Annotated in this window: 18 protein-coding genes and 2 rRNA genes (1 of these 20 running past the window's edge); 13 read left to right on the forward strand and 7 right to left on the reverse strand. The window is 50.7% G+C overall.

The annotated features are described in order from the left end of the window. The 11 genes from ACO064_RS14975 to typA form a co-directional block, all read left to right on the forward strand. Positions 1-103 (forward strand): 23S ribosomal RNA (locus ACO064_RS14975) (it extends 2,807 nt beyond the left edge of the window). A gap of 128 nt (positions 104-231) precedes the next feature. Beyond that, a 5S ribosomal RNA gene (gene rrf / locus ACO064_RS14980) occupies positions 232-343 on the forward strand. Between the two features lie 358 nt (positions 344-701). After that, positions 702-1,334 carry a TetR/AcrR family transcriptional regulator gene (locus ACO064_RS14985; RefSeq protein ID WP_421828074.1) on the forward strand — a complete coding sequence of 211 codons (633 nt, stop codon included), beginning with the start codon at positions 702-704 and terminating at the stop codon, positions 1,332-1,334. Further along, positions 1,309-2,706, forward strand: coding sequence for a TolC family protein (locus ACO064_RS14990; protein ID WP_421828075.1), 1,398 nt, complete (start codon positions 1,309-1,311; stop codon positions 2,704-2,706). Before ACO064_RS14985 ends, ACO064_RS14990 begins: the two co-directional genes overlap by 26 nt. A 48-nt stretch (positions 2,707-2,754) precedes the next feature. Further along, positions 2,755-3,885, forward strand: coding sequence for an efflux RND transporter periplasmic adaptor subunit (locus ACO064_RS14995; protein ID WP_421828077.1), 1,131 nt, complete (start codon positions 2,755-2,757; stop codon positions 3,883-3,885). Positions 3,886-3,945: 60 nt separating this feature from the next. After that, on the forward strand, positions 3,946-7,371 hold the full coding sequence (locus ACO064_RS15000) for an efflux RND transporter permease subunit (protein WP_421828078.1): 3,426 nt from the start codon (positions 3,946-3,948) through the stop codon (positions 7,369-7,371). A gap of 70 nt (positions 7,372-7,441) precedes the next feature. Continuing rightward, positions 7,442-8,719, forward strand: coding sequence for a metallophosphoesterase (locus ACO064_RS15005; RefSeq protein WP_421828079.1), 1,278 nt, complete (start codon positions 7,442-7,444; stop codon positions 8,717-8,719). 12 nt (positions 8,720-8,731) lie between these two features. Beyond that, on the forward strand, positions 8,732-9,580 hold the full coding sequence (locus ACO064_RS15010) for a dienelactone hydrolase family protein (RefSeq protein WP_421831026.1): 849 nt from the start codon (positions 8,732-8,734) through the stop codon (positions 9,578-9,580). A 119-nt stretch (positions 9,581-9,699) separates the two neighbouring features. Then, positions 9,700-10,017 (forward strand): hypothetical protein, encoded by a 318-nt coding sequence (locus ACO064_RS15015; protein ID WP_421828080.1) that lies wholly within the window; start codon positions 9,700-9,702, stop codon positions 10,015-10,017. Positions 10,018-10,179: 162 nt separating this feature from the next. After that, on the forward strand, positions 10,180-10,389 hold the full coding sequence (locus tag ACO064_RS15020; protein WP_421828081.1) for a hypothetical protein: 210 nt from the start codon (positions 10,180-10,182) through the stop codon (positions 10,387-10,389). A 207-nt stretch (positions 10,390-10,596) separates the two neighbouring features. Then, the gene (gene typA / locus ACO064_RS15025; RefSeq protein ID WP_421828082.1) at positions 10,597-12,411 is read left to right on the forward strand and encodes a translational GTPase TypA; all 1,815 of its coding nucleotides are present in this window, start codon (positions 10,597-10,599) and stop codon (positions 12,409-12,411) included. A gap of 55 nt (positions 12,412-12,466) precedes the next feature. On the opposite strand, the gene ACO064_RS15030 is transcribed toward typA, so the two are convergent. The 7 genes from ACO064_RS15030 to ACO064_RS15060 form a co-directional block, all read right to left on the reverse strand. Next, entirely contained in the window at positions 12,467-12,682 is a 216-nt protein-coding gene (locus tag ACO064_RS15030; RefSeq protein ID WP_421828083.1) for a DNA-directed RNA polymerase subunit alpha C-terminal domain-containing protein, read from the reverse strand. A gap of 235 nt (positions 12,683-12,917) precedes the next feature. Further along, entirely contained in the window at positions 12,918-13,508 is a 591-nt protein-coding gene (locus tag ACO064_RS15035) for a hypothetical protein (protein ID WP_421828085.1), read from the reverse strand. Positions 13,509-13,519: 11 nt separating this feature from the next. Further along, the gene (locus tag ACO064_RS15040) at positions 13,520-14,815 is read right to left on the reverse strand and encodes an LVIVD repeat-containing protein (RefSeq protein WP_421828086.1); all 1,296 of its coding nucleotides are present in this window, start codon (positions 14,813-14,815) and stop codon (positions 13,520-13,522) included. A gap of 203 nt (positions 14,816-15,018) precedes the next feature. Further along, positions 15,019-15,471: an META domain-containing protein gene (locus tag ACO064_RS15045; RefSeq protein WP_421828087.1), complete on the reverse strand. Its 453-nt coding sequence runs from the start codon at positions 15,469-15,471 to the stop codon at positions 15,019-15,021. Beyond that, positions 15,468-16,715 carry a serpin family protein gene (locus ACO064_RS15050; RefSeq protein WP_421828088.1) on the reverse strand — a complete coding sequence of 416 codons (1,248 nt, stop codon included), beginning with the start codon at positions 16,713-16,715 and terminating at the stop codon, positions 15,468-15,470. The genes ACO064_RS15045 and ACO064_RS15050 overlap by 4 nt, the downstream gene beginning before the upstream one ends. A 124-nt stretch (positions 16,716-16,839) precedes the next feature. Then, complete coding sequence (locus ACO064_RS15055; protein ID WP_421828089.1) at positions 16,840-18,531, reverse strand: hypothetical protein; 1,692 nt, start codon at positions 18,529-18,531, stop codon at positions 16,840-16,842. Then, on the reverse strand, positions 18,528-19,073 hold the full coding sequence (locus tag ACO064_RS15060) for an RNA polymerase sigma factor (RefSeq protein WP_114407768.1): 546 nt from the start codon (positions 19,071-19,073) through the stop codon (positions 18,528-18,530). The genes ACO064_RS15055 and ACO064_RS15060 overlap by 4 nt, the downstream gene beginning before the upstream one ends. A gap of 137 nt (positions 19,074-19,210) precedes the next feature. Between ACO064_RS15060 and ACO064_RS15065 the strand changes: the two genes are divergently transcribed. After that, positions 19,211-20,089, forward strand: coding sequence for a sugar phosphate isomerase/epimerase family protein (locus ACO064_RS15065; protein WP_421828090.1), 879 nt, complete (start codon positions 19,211-19,213; stop codon positions 20,087-20,089). 255 nt (positions 20,090-20,344) lie between these two features. Beyond that, positions 20,345-23,134 carry a PVC-type heme-binding CxxCH protein gene (locus ACO064_RS15070; RefSeq protein ID WP_421828091.1) on the forward strand — a complete coding sequence of 930 codons (2,790 nt, stop codon included), beginning with the start codon at positions 20,345-20,347 and terminating at the stop codon, positions 23,132-23,134. Positions 23,135-23,204 lie beyond the last annotated feature (70 nt).

Below are 23,204 nucleotides of genomic sequence, written 5' to 3' on the forward strand. Positions count from 1 at the left end.
GTCTTCTATGAAGGACGTTAGAGACGATGACGTTGATAGGCGGCAGGTGCAGGGCGTGAGAGCGCTAGAGCCGAGCCGTACTAATGACCTGAAGGTCGCAGGATACGACGACTTGAGAGTGCTTGCAGCAGGTTTGTGATTTCCTTTTTTCTTAAAGATACACACCAAGACACCAGCGTTGACAGATCAACCCGAATCCAAGCCGGGAAGCTAAGTCAACCCAAGAGCTGGGATGGTGGCAAGGGTGCGGGGGAACACCTCTTCCCATACCGAACAGAGCCGTTAAGCCCCGTTACGCCGATGGTACTGGAGTCACTTCCGGGAGAGTAGGTTGCCGCCACCACAGATTACCACGCTCCCCGCTACGGCGGGGAGCTTTTTTTGTGACCAATATCTACAGAAATATATAAAAAATCATATTTATTAGTTAAATTGTAATTTAATACATGCCTTGGTTACTCTGCGCAATTATTATAAGTCTCCAGGATCAATCCAATGAAAACCGGGTATTTACCTTTCGTCTCTGAAAAACCCGTGGTTCATCCGGGAAATTAGCCGCTTCACGCCTTAATTATTGATAAAAATCGGTAAGAAACTGACCTTTGTCATGTCTGTCTACTACCAGTGCCTATAAGAAACTGAGGAAACTATGAACTTTAAAATAGTTTCCTCAGTTTATGGCTTAAAATAGTCCTATAGCGTTGGAGATCAAAGAACGAATTCTGTTAAAGGCTGAAGCTTTGTTTTGGAAATTCGGTACCCGTAGTATTACCATGGACGACATCTCCCGGGATGTTGGTATCTCTAAAAAAACACTCTATCAGCATTTTACCGATAAAGATGACATTGTGTACCAGGTCATGCTGTATCGGCTGGAGAAAAATCGCGAAAATGTAAGTTGCTACATGGCAACGGCTCATGACCCGATTGAAGAAATCCTGCTGGCGTCGGAGATGATGCGGCAACATTTAGCCGAAATGAATCCGGCCTTGTGGATCGATGTGCAGCGCCATTATCCAAGAGCGTGGGAAGTTTGTACGGAATTCAAAGAGAAATTCTTGCTCGAATCGATTCGGAACAATTTGAAAAGGGGTATTGAGCAGGCGTTGTACAGACCTGAAATCGATGTAGAGATTATGGCCCGTTTGCGAATGGAATTGATACGCATGGCATTTGACACCGATGTGTTTCCCCGGGGCGTAACGGCCATGATAGAAGTTCAGATTCAACTACTGCATCATTTTGTTCGCGGCATACTTACCGAAAAAGGAATCCTTATCTACAACCAATATGTTAAAGAACACCAGAATGACCCCGCTTCTACGACTTTGTAAACCCCTCTATAGTTTAGCGTTGACACTCGGTTTTTTCGGCTCGGCGGTAGCGCAGACCCCACGCGATTTCTCATTGAATGATGCGATCAATTTTGCAACGCAACAGAATCTGAATGTCAAAAATACGCAGTTGGATGCGTTGAGTGCCGAAGCCCGTATTAAAGAAGTTAAAGGACTCGCTTTGCCGCAGGTCAACGTGGGCGGTACGGTTACGTATAATGCCATTATTCAGAAATTTATCTTTCCTGCGGGCGGTTTTGGTGCTCCGGCCGATTCAACGGGTGGTAGTGGCAGCAGCGGAGATGATGTAACGGCTATTCCATTCGGTGTAAAACTTCAGGGAAACGTATCAGCCAACGTGAATCAGTTGCTTTTTGATGCTGCGTATAAAATTGGTTTGAAAGCTGCTTCGACCTACCGGGAACTGGCTCAAAAGAACATTACGGCTTCAAAAATCAACGTAGCCGAACAGGTCGCCAAGGCTTATTATGGTGTTCTGGTCAGCGAAGAACGAATGAAACTGCTCGATTTGAATATTTCCCGGGTCGACACGCTGTTGCGCGAAACCCGGGCGATGAACACCCAGGGATTTGTTGAAAAAATTGATGTAGACCGGCTGGAAGTTCAGTTGAACAACTTGAAAACGGAACGGCAAAATGTGAAGAATCTGGTCGATCTGAGCTATTATCTGCTGAAATTTCAGATGGGATTGCCCATTAACGCGCCCATTCAGTTGACGGATCGGATTGAAACTTACAGCCAAAGGGATCTGGATCGGGCAGCGGTTTTGGATTCGGCTTTCGATTATGGCCAGCGCATCGAATTTTCGACCCTGCAGACGCAGATCAATCTGGCCGATCTGGACCTGCAAAGCATTGCAAAGCAATATTATCCACGACTAACGGCGGCCGCAACCTACGGGCATAACAACGGCCGGAACAATTTTGGCGATTTCTGGACCACGCAGTGGTTCAATTCAGCAGCTATTTCGGTAAACCTGAATATCCCGGTTTTTGACGGCTTTCAGAAGCGGTATGCGGCCCAGCAACGGAAAATAACCGTCGATAAGGCCCGACAAAGTGGCGAACTGCTCAAGAATTCCATCGATTTGCAAATCCGGCAGGCTACCGTTATGCTGTCGAATAACCTGCAAACACTTCAAAACCAGAAAAGGAATCTGGATCTGGCGCAGGAAATCGTGCGGGTGACCCGAATCAAATACAAAGAAGGTGTTGGTTCCAACATTGAAGTATTGAACGCCGAAACCTCTTTCCGGGAATCGCAAACCAATTACTTCGCTTCGCTACTGGACTACATGATCACGAAAGTCGATCTTGATAAAGCCTTAGGAAAATTGTACACCGGTCAGTAATCTCCCTTCACATTCACACTGTTCAAAACAGTTTTATTGATAACCCCTATGAAAGCATACTACATCATCGGATTGGCAACCACCTTACTTCTTTCCTGCTCATCGGAAAAGAAGTCGGATTTGGCTTCTAAAAAGCAGGAATTAGCCGATCTGAAAACGCAGCAGACCGAATTGACCACCAAAATCAAGGCACTGGAGTCGGAAGTGGCCAAACTGGACCCGACCCAGGCCGAGCAGGTAAAAGTAAAAGACGTAGTAGTGGCACCCTTGTCGGCAACCACATTCAAGCATTTTGTGGAGTTACAGGGTACGATCGATGCCAAAAACAACGTTCAGGTAACGCCCAAATCGGGCGGGGCCGTCACGGCGGTTTACGTCAGGGAAGGGGATGCGGTAAAAGCCGGTACGGTTTTGGCTAAAATCGACGATCAGATTCTGCGCGAATCCGTTGAAGAAGTCCGGAATCAATTGTCGTTAGCCAACACGGTTTTTGAAAAGCAGGCCAGTCTCTGGAAACAGCAGATCGGTACGGAAATTCAGTATTTACAAGCCAAAAATAACAAAGAAGGGCTGGAAAAACGTCTGGCTACGTTGAACGTTCAATTGTCGCAATCAAGCGTGACCTCGCCGATTTCGGGCATCGTGGATCAGGTGAACGTGAAAACCGGAGAAACGGCCATGCCGGGAATGGGCATTGTGCGGGTGGTGAACCTGTCGCAACTGAAAGTGGTCGCTAAAGTGGCCGATTCGTATGCTGGTAGCGTTCGGAAAGGGGACGCTGTCGTTGTGCGTTTCCCGGACATCAACAAAGAACTGACCACCCGCATCAGCTTCGTTTCAACAACCGTCGATCCCTTGTCCCGGACGTTCAGCATCGAGGCCCCGCTGCCATCAGATAACAGCCTGAAACCGAACATGCTGGCGCAGGTAAAGATCAACGATATTTCGAAAACAAAAACGATTGTCATTGATCAAAACCTGGTTCAAAACACGGAAAATGGCCAACTGGTTTACGTGGCGGTTTTGGAAGGAAACAAAAAACTGGCCAAAGCCCGTCAGGTAAAAACCGGGTTGAGCTACGGCGGACAAGTTGAAATTATCACCGGGCTGAATTCCGGCGATCAGCTCATTACGCAAGGCTATCAGGAGTTAGTTGATGGACAACCGATCAATTTCTAAAAACAGATCAGCACCCGGATTGAACCGCAATCCGGGTGCTGATCCCATCTAACCAAGGCCATGAAATTTGAACAATACAAAACCCTCGGTTTTACCAACTGGTGCGTTGAAAACCGGACGGCTATTTACATCTTCACGTTCATCATTACACTGGGCGGGTTGTTTGTGTACAATAACTTGCCGAAAGAGCAGTTTCCGGATATTAAAATACCGCAGATTTATGTCAATACCATTTACCTGGGAACGGCCCCGGCCGACGTTGAAAACACGATTAACAAGCCGATTGAGAAGCAGTTAAAGTCAATTTCGGGCGTTAAAAAGATCAAGTCGAACGCGCTGCAGGACGTGTCGGTGATTCTGGTCGAATTTAATCCGGATGTTCAGGTGCCGGAAGCCTTGCAACGGGTGCGGGATGCCATCGACAAAGCCAAGCAGGATCTACCCCAGAAGATGGATGCAGGACCGACGGCGCAGGACGTGAATTTCTCGGAGTTTCCGATCATGAACATCAACCTGGCCGGTAACTTTTCGCTCAAGCGCCTGAAAGAATACGCGGAGGACATGCAGGACGCCATTGAAGCCATGCCGCAGATCAGTCGGGTGGATATTGTGGGCGCACTGGAACGCGAAATTCAGATCAATGTGGATTTGGCCCGGATGCAATCGGCCGGTTTAGCCTTTTTCGACATTCAGCAGGCGGTTCAGGGCGAAAACATAAACGTATCGGGTGGTGAGCTAAATGTGGCGGGTGTGCGCCGGACGTTGCGGGTGAAAGGCGAGTTTAGCGAGATGAAGCAGTTGCAAAATCTCCAGATCCGAACCGCAACGGGTGCTACCGTTCGTCTGGGCGATGTGGCCGATGTGCAGGATAGCTTTGAGGAACAGCAGGATTTTGCCCGGCTGGATAACAAATCCGTCGTAACATTGAACGTCATCAAGCGATCGGGGGCTAACCTGATTGCGGCCGCTGACCAGATCGAAGAAACCATCAAGGAATACAAGGCAAACCGGTTTCCGGCCGGACTCGACATTCGGGTGACGGCGGATCAATCGGAACGGACACGGGCCGATATTCACGATTTGATCAACACCGTTGTGCTGGGGTTCATTTTTGTGGTGCTGGTTTTGATGTTCTTCATGGGCGTTCGCGACGCTATTTTCGTTGGTTTGTCAGTGCCCTTGTCGGCTTTGGTAGCCTTTGTCTGTATGCCCATCGTCGGGCCGGCCGTCGGCACCCTGTTTACGCTGAACACCATCGTTTTGTTTGGCTTTCTGCTGGGCCTGGGTCTGGTAGTGGACGACGCCATTGTGGTCATCGAAAACACACACCGGTTATTCAATGAGCACAAAGACTGGGACATCAAGAAGGCGGTGAAAGCGGCTGCGGGCGAAGTGTTCATCCCGGTATTTTCCGGAACGCTGACGACCATTGCTCCATTCTTCCCGCTGTTGTTCTGGCCGGGCATTGTGGGTGAGTTCATGAAGTTCCTGCCTTTAACGCTCATTCTAACCTTGTTCGCTTCGCTTTTTGTCGCTTATGTCATGAACCCGGTTTTTGCCGTAACCTTCATGAAACGGCACGACGAGGACAATCATGAAGATAACCAGGGATTTGCCACAATTCGTCGGCCGTTGATGATTCTGGCGGTTTTGGCCGGCCTGGGCTACGTGATCGACCGGGGCATCGGGAATTTGTTCCTGTTTGTGCTGATTCTGTATGCCTTCAATCACTATGTGCTGACGCCCCGAATCATCGTACCCTTTCAGGAACGCTTGTTGCCAGCGTTGAAGAATGGATACCGGAAACTCATCTCATGGATCTTAACGGGTTGGCGGCCAATCTGGACCATCGTTGCGGTATTTATGCTATTGGTCGGGACGTTTTTCCTGATGGGTGTTTTTCCGCCGAAAGTCATTTTCTTCCCCAGCGGTGATCCGGATTACGTGTACGTCTATAATGTGATGCCGATTGGGACGGATTCGCGTGTGACGGATTCAGTTACAAAAATCATTGAGAAACGGGTGTTCAAAGTACTCGATGAAAATAAAGCAACGGATATAGTGAACTCGGTAATTGCCAACGTAGGTAAAAACGCCGGGGATCCTTTTAACCCCGACCGCTCGGACACTCCGCATAAATCGAAAGTGACGATTGCGTTTGTAAAAAGTTCAAACCGGCATGGCCTCTCGTCCGAAACAATTTTGAATAAAGTGCGAGCCGCCATGCAGGGCATTCCGGGTACCGAGATTTCGGTTGAACGCGAAAACAGCGGCCCACCGACGGGTAAACCGATTGCCATTGAAATTGCCGGTGAAGAATTTGCAACCCTGCAAAAACTGGAAAAACAGCTTCGGCAACGGATTACTGCATCGGGCATCAAAGGCATCGACCAGTTGAAGTCGGATTTGATTACCAACAAACCGGAAATCGTCATCAACATCGACCGCGATAAAGCCGAACGCGAAGGTATTTCGTCGTCGCAGATTGCGCTGGCGGTTCGGACAGCCTTGTTTGGTACGGAAGTGTCGAAATTCCGGGATGCGAAAGACGAATACCCGATTATGGTTCGGCTGAAGCAGGATGATCGCAGCCAGATTGAAAGGCTGTTGAGCCTGAACATCGTTTACCGCGACATGAATGCGGGGGGGCAACTTCGTCAGGTACCGATTCAGTCGGTGGCCAACATTGCCTATTCGACGACCTTTAGCCAGATTAACCGGATCAATCAGGAGCGGGTCATTACGCTCAGTTCGGATGTGGTGCCGGGGTATAATGCCAATGAGATTGTTCAGGAAATTCAGCAATTAGTAACCGATACCGAAGTGCCGAATGGCTACACCGTCCGGATGGGTGGCGAGCAGGAGGATCAACAGGAGTCGATGAACTTCCTGGTGTCGGCTTTCGGATTAGCCATGTTGCTGATTTACCTGATTCTGGCCACGCAGTTCAACTCCGCCGTAAAACCGCTGATTATCTTCTTCACGATTATTCTTTCGTTGATCGGGGTGTTGCTGGGCTTTATGGTAACGGGCAAAACATTCTCGGTGGTTATGTCCGGGGTTGGTATCATCGCTCTGGCGGGGATTGTGGTGAAAAACGGTATTCTGCTGATCGAGTTCATCGAAGAGTTGCGCGGACGTGGGATTCCGTTGCGTCAGGCGATTATCGATGCGGGCGGTATTCGGTTGACACCAGTATTGCTGACGGCATCGGCGGCTGTCTTGGGTCTGATTCCGCTGGCGGTGGGTCTGACCGTCGATTTTGTAGGGTTGTTCCGTGATTTGGACCCGCACATCATCATTGGGGGAGACAGTGCGGTGTTCTGGAACATTCTGGCCTGGACAATCATCTACGGCTTGACTTTCTCAACGGTGTTGACGCTGGTCATCGTGCCCTGTATGTACTGGGTGAACGAACGAATCCGGGATAAATTCAAGGAAAGAATAGCGAAGAAGGAACGTGAGCCGGAATTGGTAAACGAATAAGTAAAGTACTAACTGTAAACCAAAAACCCACAGTGTCTGTTAACGCTGTGGGTTTTCTTTATGCACCATTATGAATCGCATCGTTCTTTTTTTTGTCGTATCCGCCATCCTGTTGCTCATTGACTGGTACGTATTTCAAGCCATCAAAACCGTCACCCGTTCGGCCACCGAAAACACCCAGCGGATTGTCTCGATGCTCTATTGGGGTTTTACGGGCGTAACCATCCTTACGTATCTGACCATGCAGTTATTACCGCCCGATGCCGTTGGCAGGGTGGCGCGCGGTTTTATCTATACGGCGATCCTGGTTCCCTATTTTTCGAAAGTCTTTGCTGTTCTGTTCATTTTCATAGATGATCTGGGCCGTTTTGTGCGGTGGGTGGCTTCCCTGTTTTACAGTCACGATGTTCGCGCAGCGGTCAATGATACGAGGCAACCGAACATTCCAGCCACTGATGTAATTCCACGTTCCGAATTTTTGATGAAAACCGCCCTCATTGCGGGGGCTGTTCCGCTGGTGGCGTTTACCTACGGAATTGTTTCCGGCGCACACGATTACCGCATCCGGCGCATCCGGTTATCACTCAAAAACCTGCCTTCTGGCTTCGACGGTATGAAAATTGCCCAGCTTTCGGATATTCATTCCGGCAGTTTTTTCAACAAAGTGGCCGTGAAGGGGGGCGTTGACATGCTGCTGCGCGAAAAACCGGATGTTGTTTTCTTTACCGGTGATCTGGTCAACAACACGGCAGATGAGGTGGAAAATTACATCGACATCTTCAATAAAGTGAAGGCCCCGCTGGGGGTTTATTCGACTTTGGGCAACCACGACTACGGCGACTACGTAAACTGGCCAAATGCACAGGCGAAAACCCAAAATCTGAACAACCTGAAAGCGGCTCACAAACTGCTCGGTTGGGATCTGTTGATGGACGAGAACCGCATTTTAGAACAAAATGGCGACAAAATCGCTTTAGTAGGTATTCAGAACTGGGGTTCGGGACGTTGGCCCAAATACGGGAATTTAGAGAAGGCCCGCCAGGGAACGGAAGACGCCCCGGTGAAGCTGTTGCTCTCCCACGATCCCAGCCATTGGGATGCCCAGGTAAAACCGCAGTTTTCGGATATCGACGTTATGTTCGCGGGTCATACCCACGGAATGCAGTTTGGGGTCGAAATTGGCAATGTCCGCTGGAGCCCGTCGCAATACGTCTATAAACAATGGGCAGGTTTGTATCAGGAAGGTGAACAATATCTTTATGTGAATCGTGGATACGGGTATCTGGGCTATCCGGGCCGGGTTGGGATCTTACCGGAAATCACCATTTTTGAATTGAAAAAAGCATAAACCTTCTTGATGATGAAAAAGATTTTTCTACTGGCCTGCGGGCTTTTTGGCTCGCTGACCTTGTATGCCCAGGCTCCGTCCTGCTGTGACCAGCCTGTTGCTCAGGTATCCAATGACATGGCTTTGCTGGCCAGCAACCAATCGTTTGTGATGCTGCACGAAGAACCGCTTCCGTTCACCTACCAGAGTGCGGCCGGTGAAATGGTGAAATTCAAAACGGCGGATGGCACCGAAGCCAACGGATTTCTGCTCAAAGCCGCTAATCCGTCCAACAAATGGCTGCTTGTTTATCAGGAGTGGTGGGGGCTGAATGACTACATCAAGCAGGAAGCCGAAAAACTCTACAATGACCTGAAAGACGTGAACGTGCTGGCCGTCGACATGTACGATGGCAAAGTAGCCACCACGCGCGAAGAAGCCTCCAAGCTGGTGCAGGTGCCGCGCGAACGGTTGGGCGCGATCATGCAGGGTGCTATTGCCTACGTAGGGCCACAGGCGCAGATTGCCAGCGTCGGCTGGTGTTTCGGTGGAGGCATGTCGCTGCAATCGGCCATTCTGGGCGGGAAGCAAACCGTCGGTTGTGTGATGTATTATGGACAACCGGAAAAGAACGTGGAGCGGTTGAAAATGCTGAATACCGACGTATTGGGTATTTTTGGTGCCAAAGACTCCGGGATTCCGCCCGCAACCGTAGCCGAGTTTGAGAAAAACATGAAGGAGGCCGGCAAGCAAACGACCATCCAGATGTATGATGCGCCCCATGCTTTTGCCAACCCGAGCAATCCGGGTTTCAACAAGGAAGCCACGGCGGATGCGTACCAGATTACCTTGAATTATCTGAAAACCAAGCTAAAAGTCTAGCTGCGGATTTGGGGTCGACTCCGAAAAACGAACAACTTTTTCAGTTTATGCGTTAAACCTATGTGTACCAAACGAGTCTAACAGACATTGATAAAGTGAACCTGTAGACTGTTATCATCATGAAAACGCATCATCTGATTTCAATGCTGGCGATTGTCCTGATCGGTTCTGTTCTGACCAGTTGTGCGCCCTCCGTGGGTGTCGGCGTCAGGACCGATTATGGCTATGGACCCAGTTACGGGTATGGATATAGCCCTTACCGGTATGGTTACCGTCGTCCGCCGATTATCGTAACCCCTCCGCCGAGGGTCGTTTACAAGTCGCATCCCCGCCGGTATCGCGAACCGCAATACCGCAATAGCTATCGAAATAACAACCGTCGCGGAGCTCCGCAGCAATATGGCTATCGTTCACAACGGAGTCGCGGACCCCGGTAAGAACTTCAAAAACCGTCTCGAAAGGGGCGGTTTTTAGTTTTAAACCGGATCGGTCCGGTAGAAAGGACAAATGCAGCCGGGAGGAATAGAAAAAACTTGCTCTTTTTTACGTACTTTTCGTAAGTCTTTGCGTTTATAGAGATAGAAAGGCCGATAAAACGTATGAAAAAGCTATTGTTGCTGGGAGTTACCCTGTCTATGCTGCTGCCACTGGAAGCACCGGTTGAAGCAGCCGTTGTAAAATCAGCCCAGAGCGAACTAAAAAGTGAGTTAGTCTATAAACGGAAGAAAGCACGCGGTTACAAGAAGAAAAAAGGCTTCATGTGGGGATTGTTTCGCAAGAAAAACTCGTGCGGTTGCCCAAAGTTTTAATTCGTACGGATCGTAAATTGTACTTATAGCCGGGGCAACCCGGCTTTTTGTTTTTCAGTAGGTTAATAAATTGTAAAATACTACTATTCAGCTAAAAAATCCGTATCTTTGCACTTTAATTGAAAAGACAAAAGAGAATAGCGAAACGACTGATGAGTTTGCTGGTTTCTGTGCTCTCTTGTCTAAGTGCTATTGTCTCAAAAAAGTATGCAATCCATTCGCAACATAGCTATTATAGCGCACGTTGACCACGGTAAGACTACGTTGGTTGACAAAATTATTCATGCTTCCAAGCTCTTCCGGGACAACCAGGAGTTTGGTGACCTGATATTAGATAATAACGATCTGGAACGGGAGCGGGGCATCACCATTGTCTCCAAAAACGTTTCAGTCCGGTACAATGATGTTAAAATCAACATCATCGATACACCGGGTCACTCCGATTTTGGCGGAGAAGTAGAGCGCGTGCTGAAAATGGCCGATGGCGTTTGCCTGCTGGTCGATGCGTTTGAAGGCGCTATGCCGCAGACCCGGTTTGTATTGGGCAAAGCCCTGCAATTGGGCTTGAAACCCATTCTGGTTGTTAACAAAGTCGATAAAGAAAACTGCCGCCCGGAAGAAGTTCACGAAGAGGTGTTCGATCTGATGTTCAACCTGGGAGCAACGGAAGAACAATTGGATTTTCCGACGGTTTACGGATCATCGAAACAAGGCTGGATGGGTCCGGACTGGAAAACACCGACCGACAACATCACCTACCTGCTGGATACGATTGTTGAGCACATCCAACCCGCGCCCGTTATTGAAGGAACCCCGCAAATGCAGATCACGTCGCTCGATTACTCGGCCTTTGTAGGTCGGATTGCCATCGGGCGGGTGGTTCGCGGAACGCTGAAAGAAGGTGCCAACATGGCGCTGGTGAAAGTTGGCGATGTGATTAAGAAAGTGAAAATCAAAGAACTGCAAACGTTCGAGGGCCTTGGTAAACAAAAGGTAGCGGAAGTGCAGTGTGGTGATATCTGTGCCGTAACCGGTCTGGAAGATTTCGAGATTGGCGATACACTGACCGATCTGGAAAACCCGGAAGCCATCGAACGGATTGCCGTCGATGAGCCAACGATGAACATGTTGTTTACGATCAACAACTCACCGTTTTTTGGCAAAGAAGGCAAGTTTGTAACCTCGCGCCACCTGCGGGAGCGGTTATACAAGGAAATTGAGAAAAACCTCGCCCTGCGGGTTGAAAATACCGACAGCGAAGACCGGTTCCTGGTTTATGGACGCGGGATTCTTCACTTGTCAGTTTTGATCGAGACCATGCGTCGGGAAGGCTACGAATTGCAGGTTGGTCAGCCCCGGGTGTTATACAAGTATGATGATCACGGAAACCGTCTGGAACCAGTCGAAACCCTGGTCGTGGATGTTCCGGAAGAAACCGCCGGAAAAGTGATCGAACTCGCAACCCAGCGGAAAGGCGAGTTGCTGATTATGGAACCGAAAGGCGATTTACAGCACTTAGAATTTGAAATTCCGTCGCGTGGGCTGATCGGGTTGCGTTCCAACGTCCTGACCGCTACATTCGGTGAGGCCGTTATGACCCACCGGTTCAAGAGCTTTGAGCCGTATAAAGGAGCCATTCCGGAGCGGATCAACGGTTCACTGATCTCGATGACGAGCGGAGCGGCTACGGCCTATTCGATCGACAAATTGCAGGATCGCGGTATTTTCTTCATCGAACCGGGCGACGAAATCTACACCGGTCAGGTAATTGGTGAACACAACCGCCAGAATGACATTGTCGTAAACGTGCAGACCGCCAAGCAGTTGACCAACATGCGGGCTTCCGGCTCCGATACCAACGTTCGGATTGCGCCGAAAGTGTCGTTCTCGCTGGAAGAGTCGATGGAATACATCCAGAAAGATGAATACCTGGAGGTGACGCCGAAGTCGATGCGGATTCGTAAAATTTTCCTCGATGAAAACGAGCGGAAACGGAATCAGAATAAATTTGAAATGGCCTAAAATAGAAAGCCCCGGAACACACACCGGGGCTTTTTATTTACCGACTTTCTTGATTTTACTTTCTCCCGCCCTGCGCGAATGAAAGATTTCGGTTCGTTAAGGCGGTTTTCAGGGTTTGTAGTGCATTTTTTCCAATGCCGTGCAGTGCCATGAATTCCGTTTCACTTAGGTTGACCAGTTGTTCCAGTGTTGTAATTCCGGCATTCGCCAGAGCGCGTTGGGCCGGTTTTGCCAGTTGATCGAACGGGTGACTTTCAGCTTTTCCTTTCATATCCGGGTTTGTTAGCAACCCCCAAATGTACCCTCCCGAAAGCATACGAATGCGGTGCGAATGCGACACATTGCAGGTGATTTGCGTCAGGAACGGGTGATTAAAGCTGCTTTACGACTTGTAAACCAATGGCCGATCCGGTTTCGACAGCAGGACTATACACTTTTTGATCGCTGCGTTTTTTTGTACGCACTCACGATAAGTAAAGAGCGAAATTTCATACGGAGAAGAGTTTTCAGAAACTGAGTCCCAGTCGAAAAGCAATCCGGTTATAAACCCGGCTCTCGTATTTATGAATTTCATTCCACCCCAGCGGTTTGTCGGCAGTGGCTTCCTGCCGTTTGTAATTGAGTGACAGAATGAAATTCGTATTCTGCGGACGCCCGATCCGGAAGCCAATGCCGGGAGCAATCACCCATCCTCCCCGGGTTTCATAGCCTGTCGGGTCTTCGTTCAGCCACGCAAAACCGTAGCCGGTATCCAGGCTGGTGAATACCCGCAGATTCTTCTGGCCCGGCTGGGCCAAATCGTACCGTACTCCCGCGCAAACCGGCATCAGCAGGGCCGCATTGTACCAATCGACGCCCACCGTTCCGCCTACGGCCAGTTTGGGGCGGAGTTGAACGCCGTTAAACGTCTGTGCGGTGATGTTGTGTCTTTTGCTGACGTTTTCAGAGGCCGTATTGACGTTATAACGGACTTGTCCAAACAAGACACCGAATTCGGTCATGTTCGTAAAAACAGGCTTAAACGGGCTTTTTTGTGCGTAAAGCGGAAGCGCGAACAGGCACAGCAGCCAAACGGTTTTGCTACCAATCTTTTTCATGGATGAGTTGGTTAGCTGGCCGGATAAGGGCGTTGTACGGGAATTTTGCTCAACAGTTTCAGTTTGCGCGGATTGCTGTAGTCATACTGGTAAAAACCATCCCGGCCGATCAGCAGCAGTGATTTCCCGAGCGGGATTACATCGTAAGCCTGAAATCCTTCCAGATGCTCCAGTTGATCGATTTTCAGCGGGTCGGCAGCATTGAACGTTTTCAGACCATAGGCTCCTTCGCAGATGAACAAGTTTGGAAAATCGATGCCCAAACCGTGCGGATTTTTCATCGCATAACTTTTCAGCAGACGGGGGCTATACAGATTCGACACATCCACCACATCGAGTTGATTGGTGAAGCCCTGACAGGTAGTTCCTGAACGCAGGGTTACATAGGCTTTGTCTTCATGAACCACCACCGGATCGCAGACGGTGGCGTGCGCGAAGGTCGACATCCGTACCGGTTTTTCGGGGTTGCTGTTGTCGTAAATGTGCATACCCGACTGGGCGCCGATGAAGAGTTTATCTTTGTAGGGGAAAATCGTTTCAATACCCCAGCCCATGCTGATTTTATTGCCTTTCTTTGGGTCCGAAGGGGTTTTGATGTCGAACAACTGCATTTCCGACTGGCTAACGGTATACAGGTAGTTGTCATAGAGCGTAAACCGGGCCATCGAACCGCCGGTTCCGTTCGTGCTGGGAGCAGGTGAACCGGTCGCACTGTTGAAATTCTGAATACCGCCCCGCATATCGGTCGCCCAAAGGCAGTTGGTGCAACCGCCGTTATTGACACTGCTTTCGCAATCTGTATTGACCGTTTGCGTAACGTACTCCACTTTCTGATCGTTGATGATTGCCTGCTGAGCGTTCAGGCTCCAGTAGCCGCCGTCGAACTGCCCATTTTGAAAGACATCGGTAACCCGGTTGAGTTCGCGGATGTTCTGCGGGTCGCGGATGTCGAACGCCACCAGGTCCATGAAACTGTCGGCATACAGAATGTTGTTGCGGATGGCCATGTCGCCGTTGCCCGGAATGCGCAAAAACGCGACGGTTTTCGGGGCCGACGGATTCCGGTTGTCGATCACATGGATGCCTTCCTTGATTTCGTTAATCAGCAGAAAACCGTCTTTGGTATAAATTTTACCCGGATTGACCAGCGTCCGGGGTTGTTCGGCCTGTACGCCCTGGCGGATTTGGGCTACAGTGAACGTTCGGGGTGTGAATTGTCGGAAAGTGCGGGTTTCTTTGCATTTGTCGGTGCAGCCGTTCAGCCCCACCAGCAGAACTCCGAGCAGGAAGTAAAGAGTACGTCTCATAGCAACAGGTTGTTTAGGGATATGCTCCACTGACCCTATTGACACTGAAAGAGTTGGAATAAAAGCATAAAAAAATTGCCCGGCAGGCAGAGCCGCCGGGCAATCCGGTTTGCACAATGAATCAGAGGTCAAAGTTTTATTGGAGGAGACCGGCAGGTAGGTGTGGATACGTACCGGCCCCGTTCCATATTTTTCAGGTTGTATTATTTTTCTTTTTCGTAAACCAGTTCGCCGGAAGCTTCTCCTTCCGCAATCAGCCGCAGCCGGTTACCGGCAAATTCGTATCGTTTTACGGCCTGTAGTTTTTTGAAATAATCGGTTTCAAACTGCATGGCATCCGCCGGACCAGCCATTTTAGTAGCGCCAATGGCACTCATCTGCACGGCACTGGAAGTCGACGAACCCGTCAGCGTGGCAAAGTAGTGGTTGACCGATGAACGTCCCCCCACTTTGTAAGCCACCCGGTTAGTGATTTCGCTACTCGCCGAATCGGGAGCCAGCACCAGCGTTACCGCAAAGTTGGAAGCCGGTTCAATCAGCTTATAGGTGCCGGCAATGGCGGTGGTGGACAGAGGTTGAATAGTGGTTTTGGTTTTATCGTTGCAGGAAGCTGCGATGAACAGAATACCGGCAACGAGAAGGGCGATGATTTTCATGGCAGTGTTGTTTCCGGATTGACAATTTTACCCATAAACAAGACCGAGCCCGTTCCTTTTTCCGTAATCAAAAAGACAAAAGGACGATCACAAATGAGCGACGGTCCCGCAGACGTAACTTCAACACCAATGCTGGTTACAGCAGCGGCTTCGGTGCCTTTTTCATCGACGGCCACGTAGGTGTTTTGCTTCACGTAACTCACCTGCAAACCCTGGCCGGCGCTGATGCCTGAAAAGTTGGCAGCGTTCGAAAAAGCCGACGGCATTCCCATTTTCGACAACGCGTCGTTGAGGGTCGCTTCATACTCCATCGTAAACTTCGGCAAGCCCACCGCCACTTTGCTTTCGCGCATGTTCTGCTGCAAGTCGGCCCATTCGGTTGCGTTCAATGTGTTGATGATCGCATCGGCTGAGGAGCTTTCAGTCGGCACCAGAACCGTCATTGAATACGTTCCATCGCCATACGGCAGTTCAAAAGCGCCGTAGGTGGGGCGGAACGCATGGCGAAGGCTGGTCGTCATGTTCATCATCTTCACCTGTTTCTGCGAACCGGAAACCAGGGTAAAAGGAGAATCAAAAGTGTTTTTCGTCTCAAACTGGTATTTCCAGTCGCCTTTGAAATACAGCGCATTGAGCAGAAACAGAACTTGCTCGGGCTTGATCTCCTGAATGACTTTTTTAATCTTAGCGTTCGTATTATCACTGGCCCACTGGTTGATTTTGTTGATAACCGGGGTCGGATTGCTGAAATCCTCACCGGAAATCCGGGCATTGAACGTTTTCTTCGTGACGTCGAGATACGACGGTTCAACGGAAAAACCGTTGCGGTACCAAATGGAGTTGGCCAGTTTTGTTGTTACTTTCGGATCAGCGGTGGGCAACCCTTTCAATAAAAACTCATAGGTTTGGTTTGCATCAGCCAGCGAAACCCCTTCCAGGTGCATCGCTTTTTTCATTTCATCCGCCGTTTGACCCGCGGCCCCGTTCAGCAACATGCCGAGGGCCATGTGCAGACTCAGCGGTGAAACAAAAATATTTTCGTCCTTCTTCTGATCTTCGTTGACACGCTTCAGAAAGTCGAAGGAAAAATCATTGGTTTTTTGAGCAAAGGCACGTGCTTCCGGAGTCGACGTTAAACCGCCGGTTCCCGGATTATTCGGTGTCGTATCGTTTTGGCAACCGCTTATTGTCAACAGCGAAACCGTTGCCATCAACAGGCTGGAAACAAAAGGTATTCTTCTCATCACAATCGGGTTTTGTTAAACCATGTGGAGCGCTCACAATACAAAGACCCGATTGGAAAAGAATTGGTTGGAAGGGGGTTGAAAAAAAGAGAAGAAAAATGAGAATTTGTCTGATAACTACCTTTTAGAAGTGGTAATTCAGTCCAAACCCAACCCCGACAGCCTGCGGACGAACCTGGAGTTGCGCGTCGGATTGCGTACCATTTTGCAGCGATTGCTGGTAGGACCCCGTCAACGAACCGGACCAGTGGTGGGTGGGGTGGTAGCTGACGCGTAAACCGGCCGTACCCGCCAGCGACATGGGGCGATAGACCTGGTCGCCGGGGTTGACTTCCAAAGCCCCATTGACCGTATTTTTCAGAAACACATTGGCCATCAAACCGCCCAGCACGGAATAGCTGATCTTGCGCTCGGGCAAAATGTGGTAGCCGATCTGAACCGGAACCTGCAAATACTGAAAATCGTTGGAAACCACCTGATCAGAGGGAGTTGGAACGACTACCAGCGATGACGGATTGTTCAGATTCGCTTTGTCGGCATAGGAGGGCAAAAAGTTGTTATTCGGGGACGACGCCAACTGCGGAACTGATGGGCTACTGTTTCGGATGGCGTTTACGAGTAAATTTTCGGTTTGGTTCGTAAATACGTTGGTGACCGTTGCATTGTTCCGGGCCTGTGACCGGCCATTCAGATACTGAACCCCGGCTTCGACCGACCAGTGTTTGCTAAACTGAAGACCAGAACTGGCCTGCCACGCCATTGAAATCTGCGCCTGGTTTTGCAGCGGAGAAACCGCCTGGCGACTGCTCTGCTGAACTGCATTACTGGCAACATAGGCCTGATTGAAACTGGACTGAACGCTGGTCATCGGATTGAACGACATCGGCGTTGCGGTTAAAGCCGCCCAGTACTCATTTTTCGATCGGCCTTTTTCCTGTGGTTCGATCGTGGTTTCCGGAGCGCGATACCAGATGATCCGGCTAATCGGAGCCGGGTTCTTCAAGGTTACCAGCTTGCTTTGTATGTACGAAGCTTCGTAGGCCAGTTGTGTATCGGCAAGCCCGTTGCCGGTTTCGCGCGGTAGGGCGGCTTGGACTGGTGTTGCCGTTTTCGTGATTCGTTCTGACGACTGAAATGTACCCGTCGTGAGGTCCGGCGAATTGGTTCCGGTTCCCCGGCTGACTCCCGAAGGTTGATTCGCCCGGCGGTTTTCAGCAAGCCGGTTGGCATTGGAGCGGCCGCCGGTCAGCGACCCACGCGCAGTCAGAGGTGATCGCCGGGTTGACAGACGTTCCGGTGCAGCGGTTTTTCGTTCTCCCGTCAAAACGGACTGGTCTTTGATCATTTGATCAATCGTCGTGGCGGTTTCCGAGTGTTCCAGTTCGGGGACAACGGGGATGCCGGACGGCGTATTTTTGGCATCAGCCCGGCGGTTTGCGGCCAGGGCTTCATCGGTTTTACCAGCGTATTCGGGCTTGCGGTCTGCGTCGGACGTGGTTGTTGCTTTCTCTTGTTTGGCGAGTTGATCCGCCGTTGCGCTGGATGACGAATCGCTTTGGCCAGCCACCGGCTGAGTCGTATCCGTCGTGTCGATGGACTGTATGGCCCACCAGCCGATCAAAAGAGCCATAATAGCAGCAGCCACACTGTAGAACCAGGGTTTTGCCCGGGGCCAGAGTGGGATGATCGGTTCCGTTTCTTCTTCGTCTAACCGACGCGCAATCCTGTCCCAAAGCTCATCGGATGGGCTTTCGGCAGCATCTTCGAAGATACTTCGCCACTCTTCATTTAATTCTTCTTCTTTAGAGAGACTCATTTCGGAATTGGACGCTCGTTCTGAATCTTTTGTTGCAGCAGCATGCGGGCACGCGAAAACTGCGATTTGGATGTTCCTTCTGAAATATCTAATAATTCCGCAATTTCCGGGTGTGTATACCCTTCAATGGCGTACAGGTTAAATACGGCCTGGCATCCCGGCGGGAGTTCCTGCACCATCTTCAGTAGTTGCTGGTAGTGCAGACCCGATAGGCTGTCTTCCGTCTGCGGTAATGTATTGGGCGGCACATCCTCCAACTCGGCCGGGTTCTGCCAGGGCTTTTGTTTGCGGATGTGCTTCAGTGCCGTATTGATCACAATGCGTTTCAGCCATGCTTCCAGCGGGCACTCAAACCGAAATGTATCAATATGTTGGAACGCTTTCACGAAGGAATCCTGCAGCACATCTTCGGCGTCGTCGCGGTTTTTGGTATACCGTTGGCTGACCACAAAGAGCTTCCGGGCGAATAACTCGTAGAGTTTTCGCTGAGCAGTTCGGTCCTTATGTCGACAGCCGTCAACTAACGCTCGTTCATCCAACATACTAATGCAACACTACTGACCCCAACGCAAGTCTGACGGTTGGAAAGGAATTAAAATAATTTTTGGCCTAACCCGCTGGCAACGAGTGAATATAACTTTTAGCCTGTACTTTTGAACAAATCTATTCCTGAACATTCATGAACCGACGTACGGCTCTTCGGCAAACTCTGGGTTTCATTGGGTTGAGCACCACGGCTTCCCTGCCCGGATTGAACGCTAAAAGTAGTTTACAAAACCCAAACAACCAACGGTTTCGGGTCGGGGCCTGCGACTGGTCGATCGGTCAATCCAGTAAAATCGAAGCCTTCGACGTGGCCAAAACCATCGGCCTCGACGGCATTCAGGTGAATCTGGGTTCCGAAAAAAACGACATGCACCTACGCCGGAAAGACCTCCAGAAAGCCTGGCGTGAAGCCGCCAAACGAACCGGCGTTCAGATCGGTGGTCTGGCCCTGGGCGAACTCAACAACATTCCCTACAAATCTGATCCGCGGGCCGAGCAATGGGTGCAGGACAGCGTCGGGGTGGCCAAAGCCCTTGGTGCCAAAAACATCCTGCTTGCCTTCTTTAACAAAGGCGATTTGAAGAACGATCCGCAGGGAACCCAGGTAGTGATTGAACGGTTGAAGGCCGTGGCTCCCAAAGCCGAAAAAGCGGGCATTGTTCTTGCAATCGAATCATGGTTGAGCGCCGAAGAACACATGGCCATCATCGACGCGGTGGCGTCGCCCGCCGTGAAAGTATATTACGATGTATGTAACTCCACGGTTATGGGATATGACATTTTGAAGGAAATCCGGTGGCTTGGGAAGCAAAAACAGATCTGTGAATTCCACTTTAAGGAGAATAGCTATCTCCTCGGGCAGGGCAAGGTGAATTACCCGGAGGTTCGGAAGGCCATCGACGACATTCAGTATGGTGGTTGGGTTCACATCGAAGGTGCTGTGCCAGAGGGGAAAAACATGTTGGAAAGTTACACTTATAATAATAAGTTTGTAAGAGAAATTCTGGCGTAGCGGATTAATGTTACTGTTCCACGGTTTTCTGCAATTAGTACTTATTATAATAAGTTTGACTGGTCTTAAATGTTGTTTTTCAGGTAATTATTCCACGTGGAACACTAAAAGATGAAGATTACTATTCCTGCCCCCTCCCGGTTTTTAAGCGCATCAATCCTATTGGGAACCCTGATTTGGGTCCTTCCACTACGGCAACAGTCACTCCCTGCCGTTAGCCTATTTTCGGAACCGGTCGAGCCTGCCCGCCGGGGAATGATCGTTGGATCCGACTCCAATACACTCTATCTGCCCGACGATCTGGAAGCGACGGTTTGGGCCGAAGCGCCGATGTTCTACAACCCGACGAATATCGACGTCGACGCCCGGGGCCGGATCTGGGTAACCGAAGCCGTCAACTATCGGAACTTTAACAACAAACCCGAAACCCGGCTCGACCACCCGAACGGCGAGCGCGTCATGATTCTGGAAGACACCAATGGCGACGGAAAAGCCGACCAGTCCAAGGTCTATGTCGAAGATAAAGACCTGGTGTCGCCCCTGGGCATTGCGGTAATTGGCAACAAGACCATCGTCTCCGCAGCACCGAATCTCATCATTTATACTGACGAAAACGGCGATGATAAACCCGACAAAAAAGAGGTTTTTCTGACCGGTTTTGGCGGACTCGATCACGACCATTCGCTGCATGCCCTCGTGGCCGGGCCAGATGGCAAATGGTATTTCAATACCGGGAATGCCGGGCCGCATATCGTCACTGATAAGTCCGGCTGGACGCTCCGGTCGGGGAGTCTCTACACCGGCGGAACTCCCTACAATAAACTCAACAAAGGCAACCGGATCAGCGACGACGGCCGGGTTTGGGTAGGCGGTTTAGCGCTCCGCGTCAATCCCGACGGAACGGGTCTGAAAGTGATGGGTCATAATTTTCGGAACAACTACGAAACCGCCCTCGATTCCTACGGGAATATGTGGCAGAACGACAACGACGATCAGGTGGTCGCGTGTCGGACGAGCTGGCTCATGGAGGGCGGGAACATGGGGTATTTTAGCCAGGATGGAACCCGGTATTGGCAGGGCGACCAGCGGCCGGGTCAGGACATTCCGACGGCCCACTGGCACCAGGAAGATCCTGGCGTGATTCCGGCGGGCGACATCAGTGGGGCCGGTTCGCCAACGGGCATGGTTTTCTACGAAGGCGACCAACTTGGTGAAAAGTACCGGGGAATGCTGCTGAGTGCCGAAGCCGGCCGGAACGTTATTTTTAGCTACAAGCCCGAACCGCAGGGCGCTGGCTACCGGATGCCCCGGACCGACTTCATCAGCACCTTTCCGAAAGTGGATGAAAACTACAAATGGAACGACATCACTGACGACATCCGCAAATGGTTTCGCCCGAGCGACGTGACGGTCGGAACCGATGGCGCGTTGTACATTGCCGACTGGTTCGATCCGGTGGTGGGTGGACACCAGATGAAAGACAAGAAGGGGTACGGACGGATTTACCGCATAACGCCCAAAGGCAAAAACCTGAAAGTGCCGGTGATCAATACCGACAAAACGAAAGGGCAGATTCTGGCATTGACGAACCCCGCCACCAACATTCGATTGCTGGGTTTTGAGAAATTGAAGGTGCAGGGCGACAAAGCCGTAAAACCTGTTTCCAAACTGTTGACCGATCCAAACCCGTATCACCGCGCGCGCGCCATCTGGCTGCTTTCTCAACTGGGGCCAAAAGGGCAACGGAAGGTTGAAGAATTGTTGAAATCGGATCAGGTGGACTTGCGTATCACCGCGTTCCGGGCGCTGAAGCAAACGCAACCCGATGTGGTGGCGCTGGCCCGGAAGGTGGTCAATGATCCGTCGTCGGCGGTGCGTCGGGAAGTGGCCATTGCCTTGCGCGATGTGCCGTTTGAGCAGTGTAAAGACTTGCTGGTCAAACTGGCGAATGGCTACGATGGCATCGACCGGTTTTATCTGGAAGCCGTCGGCATGGCAGCCGATCAAAAAGAAGAAGCCTTGTATGCCGCGTTGAAACCGGCCATTCCGGCGAACCCCGTCCAGTGGGATCAGAAAACCGCAAACCTGATGTGGCGGCTTCATCCGGCCAGCACAGCGGAGTTGATGAAGCAACGGGCTATGGCGCCAACCTTGACGGCTGATGCCCGTAAACAGGCCATTGTGGCCCTCGGATTTATGAAAGACCCGGTAGCCGCCCGGGCCATGATCGATTTGTCGAAACAGGCGGACAAAACCGTTGCGCAGCAAGGCGAGTACTGGGCCAATTTCCGCCGGTCGAACGACTGGGCGACGTTGCTGAACTGGGAGGAGGTGATGCCGCCGAAATTGTCGGAACCGGAACAGAAGGCCCTGGCCATGCGGCAAAAACTGATGGAAGAATACACCAGTGCCGAAGATAAAGTGAAACTGGCCAAAGAAATGGCGGCTAGTCCGGAAGGCGGGAAACTACTGGTGGGGCTGGCGGCCGAAAAGAAATTGCCCGAAAATCTGAAACCGGCGATCAGCGAGGTGATTTTTACCAATTCCGATCAAAGCGTGCGGACGATGGCGGGCGACTACTTTACGCGCCCCGGCGGTTCGGCGACATTTTCGCAGAAAAAGATCGAATCATTGTCTGGTAATGAAACCGCCGGACTAACGGTTTTCAAAGCGAACTGCGCGACCTGTCACCGGCATGGGCAGCAGGGAAAAGACATCGGCCCGGAGCTAACGAAGATTCACCAGAAGTTTGATCGGAGCGGTTTGCTGGATGCCATCCTGAATCCCAGTGCGGGCCTGGCATTCGGCTACGAACCGTGGTTGATTACCACCAAAAATGGCCAGACCTACTATGGTTTTCTGATTAGCGACGGACAAGAGGCCCTGGTGGTGAAAGATGCCGCCGGGCAGAAGCACACGCTGCCAACAGCCCAGGTTGCGTCCCGCAAGCAGTATAGCACGAGCCTGATGCCTGACCCGGCTTCGCTTGGGCTTTCGGAGCAGCAACTCGCGGATTTGGTGGCGTATTTGTTGAAAAAGTCTTGAACCGGGATTACGCGGATTAAAGGATGAAGAGGATGGCTGCCGCAATCTTACTTTTTATATCCTCTTCATC

The organism is Larkinella sp., assembly GCF_965227735.1.
GTDB lineage: Bacteria > Bacteroidota > Bacteroidia > Cytophagales > Spirosomataceae > Larkinella.